25 protein-coding genes are annotated in these 24,101 nt (G+C 46.7%); 2 read left to right on the top strand and 23 right to left on the bottom strand.

The window, feature by feature from the left end:
• Positions 1-108: 108 nt before the first annotated feature.
• The 13 genes from ACTRXG_RS13615 to ACTRXG_RS13675 all read right to left on the bottom strand — a co-directional run bounded on the left by ACTRXG_RS13615 (position 109) and on the right by ACTRXG_RS13675 (position 13,171).
• Positions 109-1,185: a bifunctional 3-deoxy-7-phosphoheptulonate synthase/chorismate mutase gene (locus tag ACTRXG_RS13615; RefSeq protein ID WP_022795222.1), complete on the bottom strand. Its 1,077-nt coding sequence runs from the start codon at positions 1,183-1,185 to the stop codon at positions 109-111.
• 205 nt (positions 1,186-1,390) lie between these two features.
• Entirely contained in the window at positions 1,391-1,822 is a 432-nt protein-coding gene (locus tag ACTRXG_RS13620; RefSeq protein ID WP_474262993.1) for a YtxH domain-containing protein, read from the bottom strand.
• A gap of 16 nt (positions 1,823-1,838) precedes the next feature.
• Positions 1,839-2,252: a DUF948 domain-containing protein gene (locus ACTRXG_RS13625; protein WP_022795220.1), complete on the bottom strand. Its 414-nt coding sequence runs from the start codon at positions 2,250-2,252 to the stop codon at positions 1,839-1,841.
• A gap of 210 nt (positions 2,253-2,462) precedes the next feature.
• Positions 2,463-3,773, bottom strand: coding sequence for a UDP-N-acetylmuramate--L-alanine ligase (gene murC, locus ACTRXG_RS13630; RefSeq protein ID WP_474262991.1), 1,311 nt, complete (start codon positions 3,771-3,773; stop codon positions 2,463-2,465).
• Positions 3,774-3,953: 180 nt separating this feature from the next.
• The gene (locus tag ACTRXG_RS13635) at positions 3,954-4,595 is read right to left on the bottom strand and encodes a hypothetical protein (protein ID WP_474262989.1); all 642 of its coding nucleotides are present in this window, start codon (positions 4,593-4,595) and stop codon (positions 3,954-3,956) included.
• 25 nt (positions 4,596-4,620) lie between these two features.
• Positions 4,621-5,721, bottom strand: coding sequence for a nicotinate phosphoribosyltransferase (locus ACTRXG_RS13640; protein ID WP_474285479.1), 1,101 nt, complete (start codon positions 5,719-5,721; stop codon positions 4,621-4,623).
• Between the two features lie 106 nt (positions 5,722-5,827).
• Complete coding sequence (locus ACTRXG_RS13645) at positions 5,828-8,416, bottom strand: DNA translocase FtsK (RefSeq protein ID WP_474285480.1); 2,589 nt, start codon at positions 8,414-8,416, stop codon at positions 5,828-5,830.
• Between the two features lie 99 nt (positions 8,417-8,515).
• The gene (ytpR, locus tag ACTRXG_RS13650; protein ID WP_474262982.1) at positions 8,516-9,154 is read right to left on the bottom strand and encodes a YtpR family tRNA-binding protein; all 639 of its coding nucleotides are present in this window, start codon (positions 9,152-9,154) and stop codon (positions 8,516-8,518) included.
• 63 nt (positions 9,155-9,217) lie between these two features.
• A complete protein-coding gene (locus tag ACTRXG_RS13655) occupies positions 9,218-10,018 on the bottom strand; it encodes a DUF1444 family protein (RefSeq protein ID WP_474285481.1) in 801 nt (266 codons plus the stop codon).
• Positions 10,019-10,139: 121 nt separating this feature from the next.
• Positions 10,140-10,475, bottom strand: a complete 336-nt coding sequence (locus ACTRXG_RS13660; RefSeq protein WP_091616835.1) for a thioredoxin family protein — start codon at positions 10,473-10,475, stop codon at positions 10,140-10,142.
• Between the two features lie 37 nt (positions 10,476-10,512).
• Entirely contained in the window at positions 10,513-11,523 is a 1,011-nt protein-coding gene (locus ACTRXG_RS13665; protein ID WP_474285483.1) for a PTS sugar transporter subunit IIC, read from the bottom strand.
• Between the two features lie 62 nt (positions 11,524-11,585).
• Entirely contained in the window at positions 11,586-12,095 is a 510-nt protein-coding gene (locus ACTRXG_RS13670) for a DUF84 family protein (protein ID WP_474285485.1), read from the bottom strand.
• 2 nt (positions 12,096-12,097) lie between these two features.
• Positions 12,098-13,171: a M42 family metallopeptidase gene (locus tag ACTRXG_RS13675; protein WP_474285486.1), complete on the bottom strand. Its 1,074-nt coding sequence runs from the start codon at positions 13,169-13,171 to the stop codon at positions 12,098-12,100.
• 153 nt (positions 13,172-13,324) lie between these two features.
• Between ACTRXG_RS13675 and ACTRXG_RS13680 the strand changes: the two genes are divergently transcribed.
• Positions 13,325-13,630 carry a PepSY domain-containing protein gene (locus ACTRXG_RS13680; RefSeq protein ID WP_298785361.1) on the top strand — a complete coding sequence of 102 codons (306 nt, stop codon included), beginning with the start codon at positions 13,325-13,327 and terminating at the stop codon, positions 13,628-13,630.
• 101 nt (positions 13,631-13,731) lie between these two features.
• Here ACTRXG_RS13680 and ACTRXG_RS13685 read toward each other — a convergent pair whose 3' ends face one another.
• The 6 genes from ACTRXG_RS13685 to ACTRXG_RS13710 all read right to left on the bottom strand — a co-directional run bounded on the left by ACTRXG_RS13685 (position 13,732) and on the right by ACTRXG_RS13710 (position 20,179).
• The gene (locus tag ACTRXG_RS13685; protein ID WP_474285488.1) at positions 13,732-15,747 is read right to left on the bottom strand and encodes a PTS fructose transporter subunit IIABC; all 2,016 of its coding nucleotides are present in this window, start codon (positions 15,745-15,747) and stop codon (positions 13,732-13,734) included.
• 13 nt (positions 15,748-15,760) lie between these two features.
• On the bottom strand, positions 15,761-16,699 hold the full coding sequence (pfkB, locus tag ACTRXG_RS13690) for a 1-phosphofructokinase (RefSeq protein ID WP_474285489.1): 939 nt from the start codon (positions 16,697-16,699) through the stop codon (positions 15,761-15,763).
• Positions 16,696-17,451, bottom strand: a complete 756-nt coding sequence (locus ACTRXG_RS13695) for a DeoR/GlpR family DNA-binding transcription regulator (RefSeq protein ID WP_474285491.1) — start codon at positions 17,449-17,451, stop codon at positions 16,696-16,698. The genes pfkB and ACTRXG_RS13695 overlap by 4 nt, the downstream gene beginning before the upstream one ends.
• Before the next feature lie 260 nt (positions 17,452-17,711).
• Positions 17,712-18,569, bottom strand: coding sequence for a YtnP family quorum-quenching lactonase (locus ACTRXG_RS13700; RefSeq protein WP_474285492.1), 858 nt, complete (start codon positions 18,567-18,569; stop codon positions 17,712-17,714).
• Between the two features lie 46 nt (positions 18,570-18,615).
• Positions 18,616-19,257: a tRNA (guanosine(46)-N7)-methyltransferase TrmB gene (gene trmB / locus ACTRXG_RS13705; protein WP_474285493.1), complete on the bottom strand. Its 642-nt coding sequence runs from the start codon at positions 19,255-19,257 to the stop codon at positions 18,616-18,618.
• A gap of 85 nt (positions 19,258-19,342) precedes the next feature.
• Complete coding sequence (locus ACTRXG_RS13710; protein ID WP_474262962.1) at positions 19,343-20,179, bottom strand: phosphotransferase; 837 nt, start codon at positions 20,177-20,179, stop codon at positions 19,343-19,345.
• Between the two features lie 345 nt (positions 20,180-20,524).
• On the opposite strand from ACTRXG_RS13710, the gene purU reads away from it, so the two are divergent.
• The gene (purU, locus tag ACTRXG_RS13715; protein ID WP_474285495.1) at positions 20,525-21,394 is read left to right on the top strand and encodes a formyltetrahydrofolate deformylase; all 870 of its coding nucleotides are present in this window, start codon (positions 20,525-20,527) and stop codon (positions 21,392-21,394) included.
• A gap of 7 nt (positions 21,395-21,401) precedes the next feature.
• On the opposite strand, the gene ACTRXG_RS13720 is transcribed toward purU, so the two are convergent.
• The 4 genes from ACTRXG_RS13720 to thpR form a co-directional block, all read right to left on the bottom strand.
• The gene (locus tag ACTRXG_RS13720) at positions 21,402-22,325 is read right to left on the bottom strand and encodes a hypothetical protein (protein WP_474285496.1); all 924 of its coding nucleotides are present in this window, start codon (positions 22,323-22,325) and stop codon (positions 21,402-21,404) included.
• A gap of 106 nt (positions 22,326-22,431) precedes the next feature.
• Positions 22,432-23,121 carry an LrgB family protein gene (locus ACTRXG_RS13725; RefSeq protein WP_474285498.1) on the bottom strand — a complete coding sequence of 230 codons (690 nt, stop codon included), beginning with the start codon at positions 23,119-23,121 and terminating at the stop codon, positions 22,432-22,434.
• Positions 23,114-23,482: a CidA/LrgA family protein gene (locus tag ACTRXG_RS13730; protein WP_474285499.1), complete on the bottom strand. Its 369-nt coding sequence runs from the start codon at positions 23,480-23,482 to the stop codon at positions 23,114-23,116. Before ACTRXG_RS13730 ends, ACTRXG_RS13725 begins: the two co-directional genes overlap by 8 nt.
• Positions 23,483-23,498: 16 nt before the next feature.
• Positions 23,499-24,041 carry an RNA 2',3'-cyclic phosphodiesterase gene (gene thpR, locus ACTRXG_RS13735; protein ID WP_474262954.1) on the bottom strand — a complete coding sequence of 181 codons (543 nt, stop codon included), beginning with the start codon at positions 24,039-24,041 and terminating at the stop codon, positions 23,499-23,501.
• Positions 24,042-24,101 lie beyond the last annotated feature (60 nt).

Raw genomic sequence — 24,101 nt, forward strand, 5'->3', positions numbered from 1 at the left:
GGCTTCTTTTTTCTTTCGATGGCACAACAAAGGCCTCCGAAATCCATTTTCGGAGGCCTTTGTCTACAATCTGAAGCACAGGAAGCCCTGTGCTTTTCTTGTACTGAATTATGATTTGTATAATCCGGAAGCCCGTAAAGAATCCAGGAACGATTCAAATTGAGCAAGATCCATTTGCTGAGCGGAATCAGAAAGAGCAACAGCTGGATCAGGGTGTACTTCAGCCATGACTGCATCTGCACCGATAGCAAATGCTGCACGTGCTGTTGGTTCAAGCAGATCTCTTCTGCCCGTAGAGTGTGTCACATCCACCATTACTGGAAGGTGTGTTTCTTTTTTCAGAATTGGTACTGCAGAAATATCAAGGGTGTTTCTCGTTGCTTTTTCGTACGTACGGATGCCGCGTTCGCAAAGAATAATATTTTCATTCCCTTTAGCCAGAATGTATTCAGCACCTTTAATCAATTCATCGATAGTCGAAGACATGCCACGTTTCATTAAGACAGGTTTGTCTACACCGCCCACTTCTTTTAACAGTTCAAAGTTTTGGGAGTTTCTCGCACCGACTTGAATAACGTCGAGGTAATCCAGTGACATCTCTACATCCTGCGGGCTCACAATTTCGCTGATTACTACCATATCCAGTTCATCAGCTACACGGCGCAGAATTTCAAGGCCTTCTTTACCAAGTCCCTGGAAATCGTACGGGGAAGTTCTCGGCTTGAATGCCCCGCCGCGCAGAAGGCGAATGCCCTGGCTTTTCATGAATTTAGCTACTTCATATACCTGTTCGTAGCTTTCTACGGAACAAGGACCTGCAACAAGACGCTGAGAACCGTCTCCGATTTTCTCGCCCTTCAGGTCAACAATTGTATCTTCAGGCTTTTTCTTCCGGGATACCAGCAGTTCTTTACGATTATCGTCCTCCTGAAGCTCAAGCCCTGCCTGGAAGATTTGTTTGAAAATATGCTGAACCGTAGAAGTGTAGAAAGGCCCTTCGTTATGTTCTGCAATATGATCAAGCATATGGCGCTCACGTACCGGATCGAACCGCTTCTGTCCAGACTTGCTTTTTACGTCCCCGATTTCCCGGACCAGGCGTCCACGTTCATTAATCAGTTCCAATAGCTTTACGTTCACATCATCCAATTGTTCTCTCAGGGCATCTAACTGTTCGTTACTCATACTCTCCACTCCTTCAGTCAATTACTTATCTTTTCGATTACGCCCCATTATAAACGAAGAATTCTGTTCTGTCAGCCCTTTTTTCTTTATTTCTTAAACGCTTTTAAGTGTTAAAGTATTTTTACCTTTAGAATAAGCTTTACGTCTATATTTAATTAAAAAAACATATTAAAAACCGCTGCGTTTGACGCAACGGCCTTAACTTTTACGTATTATTGCTGTTATTTTCTGTTGAATCTTTATGCAGATCGCGTACATCTTTTTTTACATCTTCTGCCGCTGCTTCTTCACTTTCATCAATACGTTCATTAAGTTCTTTGGCCAGCTCTTCAGCAGACTTTTCCTCGTTTTCTCCCGAGCTTCCTTTCACTCTTTCATATAAATGAGAAGACTGGGCAGAAACATTTTTGGCCAGCTCGCTGGACTTATCTTTAGCACGATTTGCCCAATCACTGCCTTTTTCGTACGCCTCGGAAGTTAATCCGCTTGATTTCTGTTTTACTGACTGGGTGCCTTCAGAAAGATCCTGGCGCCATTCTTCCCCGGACTTTGGAGTAAGAAGCAGCGCTGTTGACGCCCCTACAATACTTCCTATAATCGTGCCAATAATAAAGTCTTTTGTGTTGTATGAAGCCATTCTTTATCGTCCCCTTTTATTTTGTCCGTTTTTTCCAGCGGGCATACAAATCAATAAAGGCATTCCCCCACTGAATCACCTGGGTGACCTGCTCTGATTGTTTTGAAGAATAATTGGAAACGGAATCGGCTACACGGCGGAATGAGTGGTTAACATTGTCCACCGATTCCCCGACATTTTGCAGCGACCCTACAAAACCATTAATACTTTCTGTTTTAGTCTGCACGTCTTCCATAATAGTATTAGAACGGTTAAGCATAGCCTCTGATTCCCTGGTAATGCCCTGTACCTGCTGCTCTACTTGTTCCATTGTATTCCCTACGCGCTCCATCATTGTGGTAGCTGTCTTCAGCGTTTTCACGAGGAAAATAATTAGAACGGCAAAAGCGATCGCTGCAATCAGCGCGCTTATGTATCCTAAAATAGCCATATCACAATACACCTCCTGTCGCCATTTTACCACTATTTGTTTGGTTTGAAACTCCATTCTTCATAGAGGTTCTTTCTATCCCACTGTTCCCTTTCCTGGTAAAAAGTATGCCTCTTGGATGAAAAAACAATCACCTGGATGCCGGTTTATCCTCTTTTTTGATAGTAATACCAAAAAAACGGAAAGCTTTTGCTTCCCGTCCTTTCAATTTTACTGTTTGGAGGATTCAAGGTGAGCTTCATAGGCACTTTGAAACTTTTGAATGTCTCCGGCTCCCATAAATAAAAGCACAGCATCATTATGCGTTTCAAGCACCTGGATACCGTCCTCCTGAATTATTCTTGCTCCAGGAATACGCTGCTTTAAATCATCTATGCTTAAGCTTCCATCCTTTTCCCTGGCTGAGCCGAAAATATCGCAAAGGTAAACGTAGTCTGCCATCTGCAAACTGTCTGCGAAATCATCAAGAAAAGCCTTGGTTCTTGAAAACGTATGCGGCTGAAAAACAGCTGCTACCGAACGGCTAGGGTACTTTTGTTTCGCTGACTCAATGGTGGCACGGATCTCCGTAGGGTGATGGGCATAATCATCAATCAACACCTGAGACCCGGAGATTTTTTCTGTAAACCGGCGTTTTACCCCGCTGAAAGAAGCCAGCTGTTCACGGATAATAGAAGCGGGCACTTCTTCATAGTGGCAGATGGCAATAACGGCGAGCGCGTTTAAAATATGATGATTGCCATAGCCCGGAATAGTAAACCTGCCAAAACGGTCCCCGCGGATTTGTACATCAAAGCTGGTGCCGTTTTCGTCTACTAATATGTTTTCTGCATTAAAGTCATGCTTTCCTTCAATACCGTAATAAACAATTGGTACCGGAGCGTGCAGCTTTTGAAGATGCTCATCGTCACCGCAGGCCACAATACCCTTTTTTACTTTTTGAGCCATTTCATTAAATGCCTGCACGACATCGTCCACATCAGAAAAGTAGTCCGGGTGATCAAAATCAATATTTGTCATGATGGCGTAATCAGGTACATAGTTTAAAAAATGACGACGGTATTCACAGGCTTCAAACGTAAAAAAGCGGCTGTTTTCCATACCCTTTCCTGTGCCGTCACCAATCAAGTATGAGGTCGGCTTATACGCCTCGAGCACATGGGCTAAAAGACCGGTGGTGGTCGTTTTGCCGTGAGAGCCTGCCACTGCTATCGATGTAAAATTCTGAAGAAATTCTCCTAAAAACTGAGGGTATGAATGAACTTCCAGTCCTGACTGTTTTGCCTTTTTCACTTCTTCGTGTGTATCACCATAAGCTGCTGAAGCAACTACTGTCTGGCCTTCCTGGATGTTATCAGCCTGAAAAGGAAGAATAGAGATATTTTTCTTTTCAAGAGGCTGCTGGGTAAAAAACGTTTTTTCAACATCTGAGCCCTGTACAGTGTGATTCATATCGTGCAGAATCTGGGCAAGAGCACTCATACCGGATCCTTTAATTCCAATAAAATGATAATTAGACATATTGTCTTCCTCCGTTCTTTCAAAAAACCTTGCCGCCGAAACGCACAGGTGAAAGAGATCGTTTTTCATGGTGTGTATCATATGTAAACATACTTGTCTTATTATAGCAAAAACCTTTAGTTCCTCCAATGGAACGACTTGAATTGGGCAGAAAAGCCTGAATCCCGTCTTCGTTTCAGGTTAAAAACTAACAGACGGGAGCGCAAACTGCAGCCAGGAGGCCCCTTTTTCTTTATGCCATCTAATGTGTTCTTCCCTTTGGTAAGCTTTTTCCGCCTCAAGCATAAGTGCCTGAAAACCTTCGGCATCAACCCGAAGCGGTACTGCCTGTCCCAGACGGGTGTCCTCAAAGCCTACACGTGCTGTCCGAACAAGCCAGATGGAGGATACAGCCGGCTCCAAAGCAGCGTCCTGCTGCACCCGGTTTGAAAATTCCTGCCTCCCTACTGCCCTAACCCAGTAGTTTTTTTCATTCAATTCCACCGGCATCCAGGAAGCTGTTAACAGCAGACCCCCGAGCTGGAGATCCATGCGGGTCCTCTCAGTCAGCGTCTGCTTTAAGAACATATCAAATAAATGCGTTCCGATGATAGTCACATAGTCATATGAAAACCATTCCTCAAACAGCATGTCCCACGGTTTCTTTTCCACCTGGTCCACCGCGATCCCGGTCTGTTCGGCAAAAAGATGCTTGGCACGCACCTTTTCACGCAGGTTCGTATTTTCTTCTTTCCAGGCTTTAAATGCTGCAAGCAGGCTTTCGAGGCACCGGTCCGCTTCCGCCTGCCGGCGCTGTCGATGCCTTTGTATATCCGAACGCACGGCCAAGAACTCCTTTCCGGGAAAATTAATACTCTACGAACTCCATTCGATTATTAGGGCGGTATTTCCGCCCCGCTTTAGCTTCATGTTTTCCATTTAGCAATACATTGTCTCCCGTAAAACCGATATGGATTTTTAATAAACTGCTGCCAATACCATAAATATCAACAGGAACGTCTTTTGCTTCATATTCCTCAATACGGGCCGCGTTGAAACCACCACTTACCATTATTTTAACATGCTGAAATCCTTCTTCGTCCAACACTCTACGTAAGGCAAAAATCAGTTCGGGATTGGCGCCGGTAGGATTAAAAGAGCCAAGCACCTCCGGATGCCGGCAGAAATATTGATCCACCATACTGCCTGACGTATCAAGACGCACTGTCTGGAGCTCCCTGCCGAATTCCCTGGCAACCTTCAAAGAGTCGGTAATAACATCATTATTGTAATCCACCAGTGCTACGAGTTCATCTTCAGGGAATGTTTCTTTGTACGCGCGTGTCGCCTGAATAATGTCTCCCTCGAAGAGCTGGAGAAGGGCGTGCGGCATCGTGCCCATTCCCTTTTTGCCCCACCATTCACTCATCGCGTGAGTCGCCTGAGCCTTGGAGCCTCCAATAAAAGCACTGTACCCATCTCCTGCCTGCTGCGTGAAATGATCATCCCGGTCTCCCATAAAAATTACGGGCTTTTTTCTTCCGGAAATTTTTGCCGCATTCACGACATTAAAGACATTTGTAGCAACAGATGTACGCCTCGCAAGTATACCGTCGATCAGGCCTTCAAGGAAGCCGAAATCCTGGTACTTTCCTTCCACGGTCATTACCGTTTCATACGGTTCGATTTTGTTGCCGTCTTCAAGGGCATGAATAACAAGTTCTCCCGGATTGGAGGAGAAGGTTTTCACTAAAGCCACCGCTTCATCCACTCCGCATAAAACGGCGTGATCCTTTTGAAAAAACTGCATCAGCACACGTTCTTCCGGCTTGTATTTTTCTGCGATTTTTTTGGTCTTCAAAAAGTATACTGCGGAGAACCAGCCTTCCTTTACCCGTTCGTCGAATTTAAAGGTTTCGTTTGTTAATCGTTTTTGTTTTCCTTGCAGTTTGAGTTCAATTTCTTTCATAACAGCTGCTCCTTAACCTATGTATCAGAATAAGAGCCCGTGATTTTCCACGGGCTGCTTGTTTTTATTCTATTTATCATATAAAACCTTCCACGGGAAAGCAAGCCTATACCGACTGTTCCCACTCCTGCCGGGTTACTAATACATTCCTCGGCTTGCTTCCTCTCGCCTCTGAAACAATACCGCGGTTTTCCATCGTATCGATCAGCTTGGCCGCGCGATTATACCCTAAAGAAAAACGGCGCTGCAGCTGGGAGGCGGAAGCCTGCTTCTGATCAATAACGAATTCACACGCATTATCATAGAGGGGATCCTGATGCTCTTCTTTTTCGAGGTGCTTCTGCAGCTCCTCTTTTTGGAACTGATAAACAGGCTTTTTCTGTTCTTTTACAAAGTCTGTCACGGCATCTATTTCTTCATCTGTTACAAATGTTCCCTGGACACGGGTTGGTTTGGATGCTCCGTTCGGATAGAAAAGCATGTCGCCCTTGCCAATTAACCGCTCAGCGCCTCCCCCGTCCAAAATAGTCCGTGAGTCGACCTGGGAGGAGACAGAAAATGCTATTCTCGTTGGAATGTTTGCTTTAATAAGACCTGTAATGACGTCTACTGATGGACGCTGTGTCGCCACAAGCAGGTGCATGCCGCAGGCTCTTGCTTTCTGCGCAATACGGCAGATCGCATCCTCCACATCCTGGGGCGACACCATCATCAGGTCTGCCAGTTCATCAATTACAATGACAAGGTACGGCATTTTATCGGCATAGCGCCCCTGTTTTTCCATGCGCTCGTTATATTTTTTCATATCGCGCACGCCTTCGCTGGCCAGCCGCTCGTAGCGGTCTTCCATTTCCTGGACCGCCCATTTCAACGCTCCCGTGGCTTCCTTGGCATCGTTTATTACCGGTGTAATAAGGTGAGGAACCTCCCGGTACGAAGCAAGCTCCACCATTTTAGGATCGATCAGCATCCATTTGCACTCTTCCGGAGAAGATTTATACAACAAACTCAACAGAATGGAGTTGATGCAGACACTCTTTCCTGACCCTGTAGCACCTGCAATCAACCCGTGCGGCATGTTTTGCAGATCAGCTATGACAGGGTTGCCGCCGATGTCGAGACCCATGGCTACTGAGAGCGGCGATTGATGATTTTTAAATACATCCCGGCGGAGAATTTCCCGTAAAAATACCGGTGCAGATGTCGGATTGGGCACTTCAATACCAATAGCATTCTTTCCCGGGATAGGGGCTTCCATTCTTAAATCCTTCGCCGCGAGCGCCATTTTAATATCATCTGTCAGGTTAGTCACTTTTGTCACTTTTACTCCCGGCGCCGGCTGGACTTCAAACCTTGTCACCGACGGTCCTTTTGTAATCTGGGAAACCTTTGCATCCACATGAAAGTTTTTCAACGTAGTTTCAAGCTGTTCTTTCTGCTCTTCAAGCTCACTCTCGTCCTCATCTTCTTTTTTAGGAGGAATATTGAGCAGCTGAAGTGATGGCAGCTGGTATCCATTTTGTTTTGACTGCTGCTGAACAGAACGCTTATCTTTAGGATACATCATGACATTAAAAGGGGTAGATGTGGACGTCCGTTTGCTGCCATTTTGTTTTTTCGCCGGTGCTTCCGGCTTTTCTTTCACTGATGAAGGCGAAGGAGTTTTCAGCTCTGTTTTCGGTTCCTTTTTATTCACGGGCAGTTCGCTTTTTTCCGGTGCTGGCACAGGCTTGTTTTCTACTGCTGCCGGTTTTATTTCCTGCGCGTCTTCTGTGACAGACTCCGGAGGACTTTCTTCTTTCCAATGGATGGAGGCCGTCTGAGGAGCCTGCTCTTGTTCCGGCACCTCTTCTTCGACGGGGTCTTTACCTGCTTCTTCCTCCGGTACTATTTCAAACGAAGTGCCTGAGGGAAACAGCTCAGAGTCTTTTTTTTCTTCTGACTCAGGTTCGTTCTCCGATATACTGTTCTCTGCTTCCTGGCTTTTTGTTTCCGAGTCCCATTTCCCGCTTCTCTGTGCCCTGCTGATTTCCATAAAGCGGTCGGTATCTTCCTGCAGAATGGAAGGTGCCTTCCGCTTTCGTCCCGCTTCTTTCTCTTCGACCTGCTTCGTTACGGAGGAAGGCCTTCTGTCTCCCGCGCGGATTGAATTCAGGAAAGCGATATCCTCCCGAATCTGTTCCTGCACAGATGTTTCCTTTCTGTTTTCCGCCTCCGGATCTCTTAAATTACCCGGATGCAGGTCGGCCTGCTGATATCCAAATATAGGGGAAGGGATACTGCCTGCTTCAAAGTTTTTTCCCCGAAAATAGCCGGACTCCTCTGTTCCGGCCTTTTTTTCTCCTCTGGACTCAGAACGTTTAGAGTTTTTTCCGCTGCGTTCCTGTTCGGTTTCCCCGCGGTCGTGTCCAGCTGTGCGCGATTCAGCAGAGGCTCCCGAGAGCTTTGCTACGCTCGGCCGGTCAGGGGCTCGGGCGCTGCTTTTTTGTTGTTGTGCTTCCTCATAGCTTTTAGGATAAACGTTAAACATTTTCACCGGCTCAGATTCCTGATACGTCATTCTCGCTATGTATGGAGGAGGATCCTCTCCGGAGCGCTTTATACGATTTTCACGGTTGCTGTCCTCTGGCTGTTCTTCATCGTTAAAAAGAAAATGCTGCATTCTTTTCATCCATTGTTGAAAGGATGACGGCATTTTCAACCCCTCCTTTTCTTACCGGGCCTTTTTGAGTTTAATTTTCTGTACCTGCACAAGAAAAACCCCTAGCACGACTAGCGGTTTTTCATTCACTTACTACACGGAGGCCGAAACCGGGCGTTCGTGATACTGCTTATAAAAGTCCTGGCCTGTTTCATACGCATCACCGAGAACGAGGATACCTTTTTCCGTCTGCTTTTCCGGCAGGGCAAGCTCAGACACCGAGCAGATCATGCCAGTAGAAGTCACACCGCGCAGCTTCGATTTTTTTATTTTCATTCCTGACGGCATCACTGCCCCCGGTACTGCTACAGCCACCTTTTGGCCTTTATCCACATTCGGGGCCCCGCAGACAATCTGAAGCGTGTCCTCTCCTGTATCCACCTGGCAGACGCTCAATTTATCTGCGTCCGGATGCTGTTTTTTCTCGTTTACATAGCCCACCACAAATTCGGACTGGGCCGGCACCTCAAGCGAAATATCTATATTGTTTTCTTTCAGGGCTTTATTAATGAGCTGGATATGACCTGCATCCGCTGCTATTCTGCCTGTTCCTTTAATTTCTCCGTAGGAGGAGGCATTAAAAATATGATAGCCTGCTGTTTCTTTCGTTGTAGCATGGGTGAGCACGGCCACATCTCCGTGTTTTACCGTTTCACGCTGCTTTGAGTTTATTGGTTTTAATGAGATGAGAAGTACATCCCCGATTCCTTTGGGATTATAAAAAATATTCATTCGTTGTGGCTCCTTTTCGCTAACTTAACTTTTATTGTATCACAGCTTGAACGCTCCCGCGAATCAGGTTTTAGGGCGTTTTTTAGCTAAAATAAAGATCGGTTCGAATTCTCCGTTTTCATACATAAACGGAAGAGCCGTAATCGGTACCCGGCCATCATTAAAAAAGCGGAAAGCCATCTGCCCGAGTACATCGTAGCCGTTATCGTTTGTGATATCTGCAATAATAAAGACGTCGTTATGGGGAACTGCTACTGCCATATCCCCCTGCACATCTTCAGCCACACTCTGCAGTAGAGCTTCGTTTAATATGCGGCTTGCGTCATAGCCGTCATTTGTATTAATAAAATAAAACGTGTTTCCTGCAACCGTATCTTTTTTCATCGGAACTTCCAGCTTTTTTAAATTGCTCTGGGCAGCCCGGCGGATACTTTCCGTTTCCATTTGTTCGGCTTCGAGCGTTTCCTGTTCGATCAATGAATACGCTTCTCCCATATCAAGGGCGTAAAAAATTCTTGTTTCCGCTGTATGGTCGTCCCATACGAGCTCCTTCCCGTCCTTCGTCTCGGTTGGAAAAGAAGTCGAACGTATTACTGGATAAATATATTGTTCCTGACCGGAAATGGAAACATCACGTTCCATGGCACGAAATGAGGTATCGATATAATGCACAACCTCCTCCACGGCCTTTTCTCCTTCACGTTCATATTTTGCTGCCCATTTGCTTAAATCCAGATCAACTCCGGTTTTCAGCTGCTTGTGCTCGACCCGCAGGGAGCTTTGTTCATCATCATATTTAAACGTACGGGAATTGTCGTCTTTCAGTCGTTCCCGCAGTATGCGCTGTAGCTTTCGTACTTCCATTCTTAACCGCTCCTCTTGAACATTCTTAATTCCATCGTAACATGTGCAAAGGTGTACTCCCACATTCGTGCTTACTGTCAAAAAAAGACTGTCCCTTTTTTAGGGACAGCCCTTTTCAACCTTATGAATCAGCGTTGACTTTTTCCAGTGATTCATTCAGAAAATGCTGTACTTCTTCCGGTGTCTTCCGCTGCTTGCTTACAAAGCGGTGCACTTCTTCCCCGTTATGAAAAGCAAGAAAACTCGGTATGCCCATCACTCCATAATCAATGCACACATCCATAAGCTCGTCACGGTCCGCTTTGTAGAACGTAAACTGATCATACTGCTGTTCGATTTCCGGCATCGCCGGGTCAATATACGTGCAATCCGGACACCAGCCGGCGGAGAACATAATCACTGTATTGCCATTATCAATAGCTTGATTGAAAGATTCCTGGGTAGTTAAATTTTCCATTGTTTTGCCTCCTTTAAATTAATGCATACAGAAAAGGTCATCCTTCCCGTATCTTCATATCCCCCATTCTAATCCAATTTCGTTTGCGCATCCACTCTGACAAACCGAGACTGATTAACGCGGGGGCAGCGATATGAAGCAGCAGGACTGCACCGAGCACTTCAAAAGAAAACCCCATCGTCTGGAAAGTCATAATCTGGCCTACCAGACCACTCGTGCCCATGCCTGCACCTGCTGCATTATTTTCCATCATAAAGACCATTGTGGAAAAAGGGGCAACGGCCATACCGGCAAGGGTCGGCGGAATCAAAATGAGCGGCCGCCTCACAACGTTTGGAACCTGAAGCATCGATGTACCAATGCCCAGCGCGGCAAGGCCGGAAAATTTATTCTCCCGAAAGCTGCTGGCTGCAAAACCAACCATTTGTGCTGCACACCCAACAGTAGCTGCTCCTGCTGCAATACCGTTCAAATCAAGAATAATGGCAATAGCGGCGCTTGAAATCGGCGCTGTCAGGGCAAGACCCATCAATCCGGCAACTAAAATGCCCATAATAAGCGGCTGTCGTTCCGTGGCCCATACGATCACATCTCCAAACCCTGTCATAAACGACTGAATACCGGGGCCGAGAAGCTGAGCTATTCCATAGCCGGCAATAATCGTCACAAGCGGCGTTACTATAATGTCCAGACGTGTTTCTTTAGATATCAGCTTACCCAGCTCCACGGAAACGAGAGCTGCGATAAAAGCTCCTGCCGGTCCCCCGAGCTCCGCTCCGGCTGCACCCGTAGCTACTGCGGAAAAAACAACCAGCGGCGGTGCCTGCAGGCCATATGCCACCGCTACACCGATCGCCGGCCCCATTAATGAAATCGCAAGCGCACCCATGTTTTCAAAAAAAGTAATACCGAGCTGCTGACCGATAGTCTGAATGATTAAACCAATAATTAAAGACGCAAACAAGCCAAGCGCCATGTAGCTCAAAGCTGTAACTCCATATGTCTTTACACTTAAATTTACACCCTTTTTCAAAAAAAATGAACGCATCCACTCTCTCCTTTTCTTTTATTCCATTGTACCCATATTTTAATTTAATGAAAAGGCGCCGTTTAAAACCGGCGCCCCGTTTGATATATCCACTGGCCATAAAGCAGAGAGACTATATGATGAAATAATGCAGTACGGTCCACCTGGCCAGCGGTTAAGATGCCTACAGCACCTTCATTTTGATGGACATTTTCCAACTGTGTATAGTGGTCCACTGCCGTTTTTAATTCCACTCCATTGTGAACCATAACAGCAATACGTTCCGGAAGCAGTACACGAGCCCCGCCCGCCGTCCATACAGCAGTTCCATCCGTGAGTGCTCCCCAGCTGCACAAATATATATCCTTTCCTTCGGGCTGAACGCCGCCTTCAAGACCTATACCGATATCAGCATATTTTTGTGCGTGCCATGCCCGGTTTACAGCGCCTTCTCTTGTTTCCTGATCAGAAAATGGCTGGTCATTTACTCCTGAAACAGCAGACATGCCCGCCACAGAAAAGTCCGGACTCAATACCTGGCGGACAGCCGCCAACTTTACAGCATTTTCTGAACCCACCATTACTTTTCTCAACTTCAGACTCCTTTATGAATCATATCGAGCGCCTGTTGGTCCGTAGTTCGTACAAGCTTCGTCAGCAGTTCCTTTGCTGCAGCATAATCATCCACATGCAGCAGTGAAGCAGACGTGTGAATATAGCGGGAGCATACACCGATAACGGCAGATGGAATACCTTCATTGGCCATATGCACACGGCCGGCGTCTGTCCCTCCCTGGGAAATAAAGTACTGGTAGGGAATACTGTTACTTTCTGCTGTGTCGAGAACAAAGTCCCTCATGCCGCGGTGAGTAATCATCGTCTGGTCAAATATGCGCAGCAGCGCACCTTTACCCAGCTGTCCGAAGGCATCCTTCCCACCTGTGGAGTCATTCGCCGGACTTGCATCCAGCGCGTAAAAAATATCCGGCTGAATCATTTGGGCAGCCGTCTGCCCTCCACGCAGTCCTACTTCCTCCTGCACTGTAGCACCTGCATACAGCGTGTTCGGAAGGTTTTCATCCTGGACTTCTTTCATCAGTTCGAGTGCCAGTCCAACCCCGTACCGATTGTCCCAGGCCTTCGCCATAATTTTTTTCTCATCCGCCATTGGAGTGAATGGACACACCGGAGATATTGGCATTCCCGGGCGCACGCCCAGCTCTTCTGCATGCTCACGGCTGTCGGCCCCAATATCAATAAACATTTTATTTAACGGCATAGGCTTTTCACGCTGCTCCGGTTCAAGCAGGTGTGGAGGTGTGGAGCCGATCACCCCCGGCACGCTGCCTTCCTCTGTATAAATCTGCACACGCTGTGCCAGCAGAACCTGGCTCCACCAGCCGCCAAGCGTCTGAAACCGGATCATTCCGTTTTCGTCAATGGATTTGACCATAAAACCAACTTCATCCATGTGACCGGCTACCATAACCTTCGGTCCTTTCTGGTCGCTGCGCTTTACTCCAAACAAACTGCCGAGCCGGTCCTGCACGATTTCGTCACTTACCGGTTCAAGCTCTTTTTTCATATATGTACGAATCTTATGTTCAAATCCCGGGACCGCCGGTGTCTCTGTTAGATACTTAAACATGTCGAGTGTTTCCTGCTTCATAAGATACCCCTTTCGATTATCAGGCTTTGCCTAATTTTCATTTTATCGGACGAGTCACGTTTTTACCACTATTGAAAACGGGTATGTATTTGGATATACGCAATATTTGCGGTATACTGGTTAAATAAGAAATGGAAAGGCAGGGACATAATAATGAGTACAAAGAATATTCTTATTGGAGTAGGTCTTGGTGTTGCTTTGGGGATTTTGGTTAAGCAGTTCACAAAGAAAGATGAGATTTCTCCGGAAAAAGCGCTGAAGACAGTAAAAGAAAACGTGCAGGATCACCTCCCAGTTAACGGCTCCTGGATTCATATGACGCCGGAAACGTACAAAAAAGACGACCTGGAATACAAGGTTTACCGCGGCGGCCTTTCGAGCACCAATCAGGGTGAGACCCGTCAATTAGACTTTATTGTAGATGCTGAAACTGGCACTATTTTGGAACTAAGCTCTTAACTCAACATAGCCCCCGGCCCTTTTAAAGGGCCGGGGGCTTTTAATTTCCGCCTGAACAAAAAAGAGAGGCCGCATTGCTGGCGGCCTCTCTTTTATATTAGTTACGATGCTTCTTTTTTCTCTTTGGAGTCCTTGTAATCCTGCACTTCGTTTTTCGACTGCTCCAGCGGCTTCTTCAAAATAGCCAGCATAATCATCGTCACGAGCGATCCGATCAGAATAGCCAGGAAGTATAGGAAGACCCCACCACCCTGTACAGCGTTCAGGAAGAACACGAGGAAACCTCCGTGCGGCGCAAGCAGTTCTACGTTGAACAGCATCGCCAGACCGCCTGCTACTGCAGAACCGGTAATAATGGAAGGAATAACACGAAGCGGATCCGCTGCTGCAAATGGAATAGCACCTTCAGTAATGAAGAACGACCCAAGGGCATAGTTTGTATACCCAGCTGAACGCTGCTCTTTTGGAAAACGGTTCTTAAAGAACGTAACCGCAAGTGCGATACCAAGAGGCGGCACCATTCCGCCAGCCATTACAGCTGCGTGCGGGGCGTAAATCCCCTGTCCAATTAAGGCTACACCGACGGTAAAGGCCGCTTTGTTGAACGGTCCACCCATATCGATTGCCATCATGCCGCCAAGCAGAATACCAAGGAGCACCAGGTTGCTTGTACCAAGACCGGTGATCCAGTCCTGGAGAGCAGTGTTAAGAAATGCGATTGGCGTAATAAACACGTAGTACATCAGGAGACCGGTTATCAGGATATTAATAACTGGATAGAACAAAATCGTTTTAATACCATCGAGTACCTGTGGAAGCCCTGCCATTGCTTTTTTCACGCCGAGAGCGACATAGCCGCCGAGGAAACCGGCAATAATACCGCCAAGGAAACCAGCTGTTGCATCTTCAGACCCCGGAATACCCTGTGTGGCCATAAAGCCACCGACCATTGCCGGCATGAAACCAGGACGATCTGCGATGCTCATACCGATAAAGCCGGCAAGTACTGCTACGAACAATCCAAAGGCATACTGTCCGCCTATCGCGTTCAAGGCCTGGGCAAATCCATTAAACTGGTCACTTTCCGGATCTGCTGAGTTAATTCCCCAGAAGAATGAAATAGCGATAAGAATCCCGCCGCCGATAACAAATGGCAGCATGTTCGAAACCCCGTTCATCAAGTGGCGGTAAATAGCATTACCAACTGCTTTTGCTCCGCCACCGCCGCCGCCGGCAGAAGCCGGTTCTTCATCCGACGAAGAGCTTCTTCCGGAGTCCCGGTATTTCGAAAATTCCCCATTTACGGCCTGGTTAATTAACTGTTCCGGTTTACGGATTCCGTCCGTAACTTTCGTGGATAAAAGCGGTTTGCCATCAAAGCGTTCCATTTCAATTTTCGTATCGGAAGCTACGATAATCGCTTCCGCATTTGCGATTTCTTCAGAGGTAAGACGGTTTTTAACCCCACCGGAACCGTTTGTTTCCACTTTAATGGAGACACCGAGCTCTTTTGCCTTGTCCTTAAGTGCGTCTGCTGCCATATACGTGTGAGCGATACCAGTCGGGCAGCCGGTCACTGCAAGAATTCTCGGCGTACTGCTGTCTCCGGCAGCCTGAGCTGAAGAAGCTTCTGATTCTTCTTCCTCATCGCTTCCAAGCTTGTCTCTTTCTTTTGCATCCACAGCCGCCATGATTTCGTCTTCAGATTCTGCATTCAGCAGATCCTGTCGGAAGTTTTCATCCATTAACAGCGTAGACAAACGGGACAGTGTAGTTAAATGTGCTTCGTTCGCCCCTTCTGTCGCTGCAATCATGAAAAACAGATGTGCCGGCTGGCCGTCCAGTGATTCGTAATCCGCGCCTGCCTGTGAACGTCCGAATGCGATGGCCGGCGTATCCACAGCACTTGTTTTTGCGTGAGGAATGGCGATGCCTTCACCAATGCCGGTAGAGCTCTCTGATTCTCTTTTTTCAATTGCTTCTTTAAAAGCATGCCGGTCATTTAAACGGCCGGCAGTGTCAAGCTTGTTTACCAGTTCATCAATCACTCCGGCTTTGTCTGTCGAAGAGAGAGACAAAAGCACGGTATCTCTTTTTAATAGATCAGTAATTTTCATTCTGCTCACCCCTCTAAGCTTGATTAGTTTCTTCGCTCTCCAGCGAACGAATCGTTATTTTTTGACTTAGTTCTTCTACTTCTTCTTTCGTACAGAATGTTTCAGAAAACGCTGTAGCACTTCCGGAGGCTACTGCTTTGTTAAGCACCTGATCCGGAGTTAGACGTTCCGTGATTCCGGCAGCGAAGCCAGCCACCAGGGAGTCTCCTGCCCCAACGGAGTTCACGGCTTTCTGTTTTGGCACGGAAGCATGGAGAGTCTGGGATTTATTAATATATACAGCACCTTCTCCTGCCATCGATATAACGACATGCTCAATATCAAAATCCTCCAGAAGCTTTCGGCCATACACCGCAGCATCTTCCACGCTGTTTACTTCAACTTCGTACAATTCTGCCAGTTCAAGATGATTCGGCTTAACGAAATAAGGCCGGCCTTTCAACGCCTCGCCGAGCGCTTCTCCGCTCGTGTCCAAGTATACCCGGACTCCTTTGTTTTTCACCCGTTCCATCATATCCAGATAAATGGTGTGAGGAAGAGAAGAAGGAACGCTTCCCGCGAGTATTAATTCGTCTTCCTCCGTAAGCACATCCAGCTTCTGGTATAGCGCTTCCACATCCTCTTGTGTGACACCCGGGGAAGCGCCATTAATTTCTGACTCCTGACCGCCTCGGATTTTCACGTTAATTCTTGTGTCCTCTTCCACCTGTACAAAATCCGTTTGGATCTTTTCTTTTTCCAGGCTTTCTTCAATATACCGACCGGTAAAACCGCCTACAAAACCGAGCGCAGTGGACTGCTGTCCAAGTCTTTGCAGCACTCTTGAGACGTTAATACCTTTGCCGCCTGGATATTTCAAATCATTTTTCGAACGGTGGATGCTCCCTGGAATGAACTCTTCCAGCTCTATTACATAATCGATCGCCGGGTTCAGCGTTACTGTGTATATCATGTACTCACGACCTTCACATCTGTGTATTTCTTCAAGTTTGTCCGTTCATCGTCCCGCAGTCTGTCCGACGTAATAACTTCCGCTAAAGCGAGTTCACCAATGTTTGCAAACGTGATAGAACCAACCTTCGAATGATCCGCCAGCACATAGCTCCTTTCCGCAAGGTCGAGCGCTGTCCGCTTAACCACTGCTTCATCCGGATCCGGGGTTGTATACCCGTGAACGGGATGAACGCCGTTAATGCCGAGAAAGCAGGCATCAAAACAAAATTCCCTCAATGCCTCTATAGCTTTAATTCCTACCAGTGCCCCTGTTCCCTGCTTGCCTTTACCTCCGATGACATACGTTTCAATGCCTCTTTCAAGCAAAAGCGGTACATGGGGGATGCCATTGGTCACTACGACAAGATCCCGGTCCGCCAAATAAGGAATCATCTCCAGGGTCGTCGTTCCGGCGTCTAAAAAAAGGCATTCTCCAGGTTCAAGCAGGGATGCTGCAGCTTCTGCAATCTTTTTCTTTTCCCATTGGTTTACGCTGCTCTTTTCTGCGATAGTTGGTTCATTCCGGCGGTGCCTTGAGAGAGAAGCTCCTCCGTGGATACGTTTAATCTGCTCATCAGATTCCAGTTTGGATAAATCTCTTCGAACCGTTGCTTCTGAAGCACCTGTTAATTCCACCAGTTCATGAATGGAGGCAGTATCTTTAGTTTTTAAAATCTCGATGATTGTTTCCCTGCGCTCCGTGTGAAGCATCCTCTTCTCTCTCCCTTCCGGCTCCGCCGTATAAGCAACAGGCATCTGCGAAAGCTGTGATCGTTTTCTGCGTCTGCTTGTTTGATTAACTTCATTGTACACGCTTACTTAATCATAATCAATCAATTTTATTCAAAAACAATCAATTATTTTTGTTTTTTGATTGAAAATGACATTTTCACCCTTTGAAACCTTCACATATTTTCAAACGAAAAAAGCACGCCTCTTTTTTCAGAGACGTGCTTGAAGGTTTACAAATGTTATCCGCTTCCATTCAGCTTTTCCCGGGTCACTGCTTCGATTACCTCTCCCGATGGATTAAACTTTAAAGCGCGGTACAGTTCATCGTGGTAGAACGTAAACCATGCCTGGCGCTGACAGCCCCAGTTCATGTAGTGCTCTTTCATGTACACGGAGTCCATCGGATAGTCATCATAAGCTGTCACCCAGAGAACATTCTGATGGGCATGCGTGGGCATATTGTCAGCCATGTGAATCAGCGTGCTGCTTTCATCTTCAATCAGGATAATGCTCGTTCCGGCGCTGTGTCCGCCTGTATGAACCATCCTTATATTTTCGGTAAGCTGCAGCTCTGACTCAAACGTCTCCACCTGGTGGGCCACCGGCTTCCAGTTTTTTTCCCAATACGTGTTCTCTGAACGGATGTTTGGATTTTTCATTTCCTCCCATTCCGTTTCCGAGACATGAATGACCGCATTTCGAAATACCGGAACGCTCTGCCCCTGTTCTTCCCGGGCAAGCCCCGAGGCATGGTCAAAATGCATATGCGTCATCAGTACAGCGTCAATATCCGAGGCGTAAAGATTCATTCTTCTCAGGCTCTGCTCGACATTTGATTCTTCCGTTACGCCGTAGTTACGCTGCTGCTTTTTGCTGAGCCGGCCGTTGCCAAGGCCTGCGTCGACCAGTATGTTTCTGCCCTCTCCCTGAATAAGCAGCGGGTCGGTAGGCATCGGCACCTGATTGTTATCATTCACCGGGTACTTTTTGGACCACAGGGGTTTTGGCACCACCCCGAACACGGCGCCCCCATCCATGTTGGTTACTCCGCCTTCAAGCCATGTAATTGTATAATTACCTATGGTTAACTGATTCATGACAGCAGTGCCTCCTTTTCATAAAAGAAAGCGCCTATCGAACACATTACGGTCTCACCGCTTCTGTAAAGTAAATAGGCTCTCCCTTCGCGTAAAACTTCTCTTCATATTCTGTCATCACGTTTCCTTCGGCTTCTTCACTTTCATGGAGGTTAAGACGCACTTTCCTCAGGGCAAAACCAAAGGTGGAAAGAGAAGAAAGGGAGTATTCAAACAGCCCCTGATTGTCAGTTTTCATCTGGACTGTGCCCCCGGGCACCAGGATCTGCTTATACAGCTCCAGAAAATCAGGGTGAGTCAGCCGCCGTTTTTCATGGCGCTTTTTCGGCCAGGGGTCGGTAAAGTTAATATAAATAGCTGCCACCGAGGAAGGCTCAAAGTAATCCATTACATGGCGAACATCCCCGTGAATGAACGCAAGATTCGCCGGCTGCTTGAATAAAGCACGCTGCACCCCTGTTGCAAGAACACTTTCATACATTTCCATCCCGATAAAATTAATCTCCGGATGCTTGATACTGTTGTCGCTTAAGTATTTCCCTTTGCCCGTACCTACTTCTAAATGAATAGGCTGCTCGTTTCCAAATCTTTTTTGCCAGTCTTTATTCACCTGTTCCGCTGTTGTGACCACCAGTTCCGGGTGTTCCTGTAAAAACTCGTGAGCCCACGGCTTATGACGGAGTCTCATCGTACTTTTCCCTCTTTCTTCATATAATAACTATATATTTAACATATAAAATCCGCTGAAAACGCAGTGACGTTCCAGCGGATTTTTATATTTGCAATGAGTCCCGGTCCAACACAGCTTCAAGCTGTTCTTTATAAAACTCTGCTTCTTTTATCCGGTTCGTAAGTATTGCCTGCTGGGCGTGGTCAAGCAGGTGGCTGATAATCTGCCAGCGCATCCGCCTTTGTAAATGGGGGGTTAAAGGAAGACCGTATCCCTGAAGCCAGTCGTCCCATTCCTCTTTTGGAATGTATTCATACAGGATAAGGGCCAGGTCGAGCGCCGGGTCGCTGACGGTGGCATTGTCCCAGTCCACTAAATACAAATCTCCGTTGGCATCAAACATCCAATTATTATGGTTCATATCACCGTGACAGACCACGAGACGGGGAGGCTGGACTTCACCCGATGTCCCTGCAAGTTCTTCGAGAGCCGCTGCCATTGAAGTTGTAATATACGGAAGCTGCTCCTGCTGCTCTCTTAATACAGCGATTGTCGCTTCCGGCGTGCGGGCATGGTTTCCTATTCTCTTAAACATATCCAGCAGTTCGCTCGACGAATGAATTTTGGATAGCAGCTGAGCCACACGTGTATTATCCATATCGCCGCCTGTTAATTCGCGGCCGTCAACCCAGCGCTGAGCGGTAATTACGTCACCGTTAGCCTGGCGCTTTGTCCAAAGCAGTTTAGGCACTATTCCTTCTGCCGAAAGCACAGCAAGAAATGGAGAAGAATTTCTTTTCAGAAATAACACTTGTTCCCCGGCACGCGCGAGGTACGCTTCTCCTGAAGAGCCACCGGCTGGTTCAATCGTCCATCCGTCTCCCATCAGCAGTTCCAATACTTTCACCTTCGATCTATCATAGTGGTCTGAATATTTCATAGCCGATCCTTTTTAACAATATTTTATTCCCATGCTTGTCTTATTTTATTTAATTGTATGTATAAAATACCCTCTATGAAATGATCTCCTCTACTTCTCGTGCGGGTAAAAGTGTTTCTGTTTACGTTTTTAATTTTACAGCGAATCGTTCTTAATAATAGCAAACATTGAATTTATAAGTCAATCGACCAAAATACTTGTGACCGACCTCTCAGATGCTCTTCTTCCGAATATCTTCTATTTAATCCCGCTTCGTAACTTCCCCTTTTTTTCCATCATTCAGAGTGGTATAGTAATTCCGTTCATTATTACATGACAACTGCTTATCTGAAGGAGGACGTTACTATGTCAGACCGCTCATTCGGTAATGGCCGGCTGCTGATTACCTGCCCGGACCAGCCGGGGATTGTAGCCGCTATATCTGATTTCCTGCACCAGCATGGTGCTAATATTATTCATTCTGCCCAGCATACAAATGATCCAGAGGGCGGACGTTTTTTTATGAGAATCGTCTTCTCCATTTCTCCGTATCCGGACAAATTTTACCAGGTAAAAGAAGAGTTTCTTCCTATCGCTGAACATTTTGGCATGGAATGGTCTTTAGAGCGCGAAGACCGCAAAAAAAGTGTTGCGATTTTCATCTCCAAAGAAGACCACTGTTTAACAGAATTATTGTGGAGATGGCGTTCCGGAGAACTTCCTATTCACATCAGCTGCGTTATCAGTAACCATACGACGCTGAAAAATGTGGTCGAAAGCTATGAAATTCCTTTTTATCACATTCCCATAGAGAAAAACGCTAAGCCCGAAGCAGAAAATAAAATACTACGTACACTTGAGAAGTATCCGATTGATTTCCTTGTCCTGGCCCGTTACATGCAAATACTGTCGCCGGATTTTGTCGCTCACTACCCGGCAAAAATAATTAATATTCATCACTCATTTCTTCCCGCCTTTATCGGAGCGAATCCTTACAGGCAGGCTTTCGAGCGTGGCGTAAAGCTAATAGGGGCTACTGCCCATTACGTGACCAACGATCTGGATGAAGGGCCGATTATTGAACAGGACGTACTTCGGGTTAATCACCAGTACAATGCCAACGATTTAAAAATTACCGGGCGCAATGCTGAAAAAATTGCGCTGGCAAGAGCCGTTACCTGGCATGCAGAAGACCGCGTTATTGTCGATGACAATAAAACGATTGTTTTTCGATAGCCCCTTCTTATTCGTCATACTCGCCCGGAGAGTAGATTTCGCTCCGGAGTACAGAAACGGTCGCAGTCTGCTCCATCAGCGCTTCAGCAGAAAACAGCTGCCGGTTTTTCACCGGAGATGGATTGGTGATGCGCTTTTCCATCCATCGTTTGTACTCACGTTTGTCTGCTGTATGAGCATATAAAATTTCACGATTATCAATGATCGAAGCGGGAGAAACAACCGTCGCCTGAGCGGGGAAGGTGGTCCCCGCTTGTTTTAATACGGCTTCCACTACATTCATTGTTCTTTTCAAGGCAAGCACCGGGCTGACAAAGGTATGCTGGTTCTGGTTCACATACTCCTTCCAGAATCTGCTGTCTGCCGGCTCAAATACACTATACATTGTGCCTTCTAAAATGTGTATAACGTCTATTCCGACAGGACCGATGATTGTAATAGCGCCCTCCATGGTGGTCTGCTTTGTATGGAATACTGGATAATACATAACAAAATACGTATCGGGGAGCTCCCGGAGCAGGGTGCGCAGGCGATAGTCATATTTCAATTTCGGATCCATCATCGAAATTTCGGAAATGGTGGAGGAAGCCCATTCCAATTGGATCAAAAACCAGTTATCGTAAAAAATATCCTTCAGTTCCTCGAGCGTTTTTCCTTTAAAAAACAAATAGGCATCCTTCTCGTTTATTTCCACCTCTTCTTCATTTTCATGCTTCCACCACTTTAAGCGGTTCACTGCTTTTCCCATTCGGTTGTTTTTCTCCAGCGGATCCTCCTCCGGTGCCTTTGGGGCCGATTTGTTTGCGATCATCCAATCTGTTTTCATTCGCTTCCAGTATGCCTGCTTCGCTGATAAAAATTCCGCATTTTGATGTAGAAAATGATGTTCATAACGCGAAGCGTAATCTTTCATTTTTATTAATTGAGCCATTCAACTCTCCCTTCTCCCCGTCGCAGCATTTTCACGGCATTTGCGCAAAAAAACTGCGGAACTCCGCTTTTATTATAATATCGTCATCGTCTGAGTATTATTCACGTTAAAGGAATAAATTACCTGCCAATGGAGCCAAAAAGGCAACAATAACAGCGCTGACTGTCATGGCTACCGAACTGACAGCTCCTTCTGTTTCACTGTTTTCAAGCGACTTGGCTGTTCCTATTGCATGAGCGGCACTGCCCATACCTATTCCTTTAGCGACCGGGTCCGTCACGCCAATTACCTCCATCACCCTCGCGTGAACAACTACCCCGCCAATGCCCGCTACCATAACAAACATTGCCGCTAAAGGTGCATCACCACCGAGTGTCGTTGTGATATCCATTGCTACCGGTGTCGTGACCGACTTAGGCAGTACCGCTGCCACCCATTCTTTTGACGCGCCAGCTGCCGCTGTAAACACAAGCCCGGAAACAATACCTATAACTGCTCCTGTCCCGATGCCGCTGAGAATTGGGAGCAGATACCTTTTTAACAGGTGCCTTTGTTGATAAAGCGGACAGGCAAGCGCCACTACTGCCGGCCCAAGCAGTGATTCTATCCACTGGCCTCCGTTCATGTAGACACTGTACGGAATTCTAGAAACCAATAAGAACAATATGATAACAATAGTACCGGTAACGATTGGAAGCATCAGTGGAACAGGAAACCACCGGTACGTCCTTTTAGAAGCAGCGTACACTGCTATCGTTCCCGCAATGGCCGCTGCTGCTGTCCACCATTCACTCACGAGACCTCTCTCCTTTTTTCAATAAATACTGTGTCACCCACGAGCCTGTTCCCATCACAAGAAGCGTACTGATAAACACAGCGGCTACCAGTCCGGCTCCAAGCAGCGAAAACAGCTCTCCATGCACCACCAGCCCGGCAGTCACCGGCAAAAAAAGCAGGGGCATATTCCCAAGCAGCAGTCCGGACCCATCCTGAAGCCACTTTGGAGTAGCTGCCGTAAAAACAAAAGCCGCAAGCAAAAGCAGCATGCCAATAATACTTCCGGGGATCGGAAGCTGCAGCACATCCTGGACCCAGGTGCCCATCCAGTAAAATACATATAAAACTACTATGTGAATTACAATTCTAACTAAACGCATATGGTCCCCTCTTTTACTAAGTCAATTCCGCCCAATGTACTGTTTCATATTTTACACTCCGTCCTGGATGAATGCGATAAAGGTGAAGGTGAGCAGCCTCGAAAAATATAGTTTCCGGAAGCGGCACCGCCGGCCATGCGAATTCGAGTTCTTTAATCCGCTTTTTGGCCAGGGTCATATGAGGACGATACGGACGCTGTCCGGTCTTCATTCCCATACCATTCAATTGAGTTTTCCATTCTTTATATAAAGAAAACAGGCCCTCTTCTGCCTCTACCCTTGTATATAAAACGTTCTCCCGCCCTTTTGGACCGAAGGAATCCACGCCATTGAGACTGAGTCCGGGCTGGCACGGTAATTTCACTTCATTCATCTTTTTTTCAATGGTGCCCACCTCTTCCGGGGAAAGCTGTCCAAAAAAGTGGAGCGTAATGTGAAAATCCTGGGGATGTACCCACTGCTTAAAAGGCAGATCGTTTTTTACCTGGGAACTCCAATTTCCCCATACGGATCTCGCCTTCTCTGGAACCGGCAGGCCAAGAAAATAATGATTATCCATTGATTTCTCTCCCTTCCTTGCATCAAAGCTGTTATGAACGAATAAGCGCTGTAAATGTGT

The sequence above is a fragment of the Marinococcus sp. LNSP9103-4 genome (genome assembly GCF_056034345.1).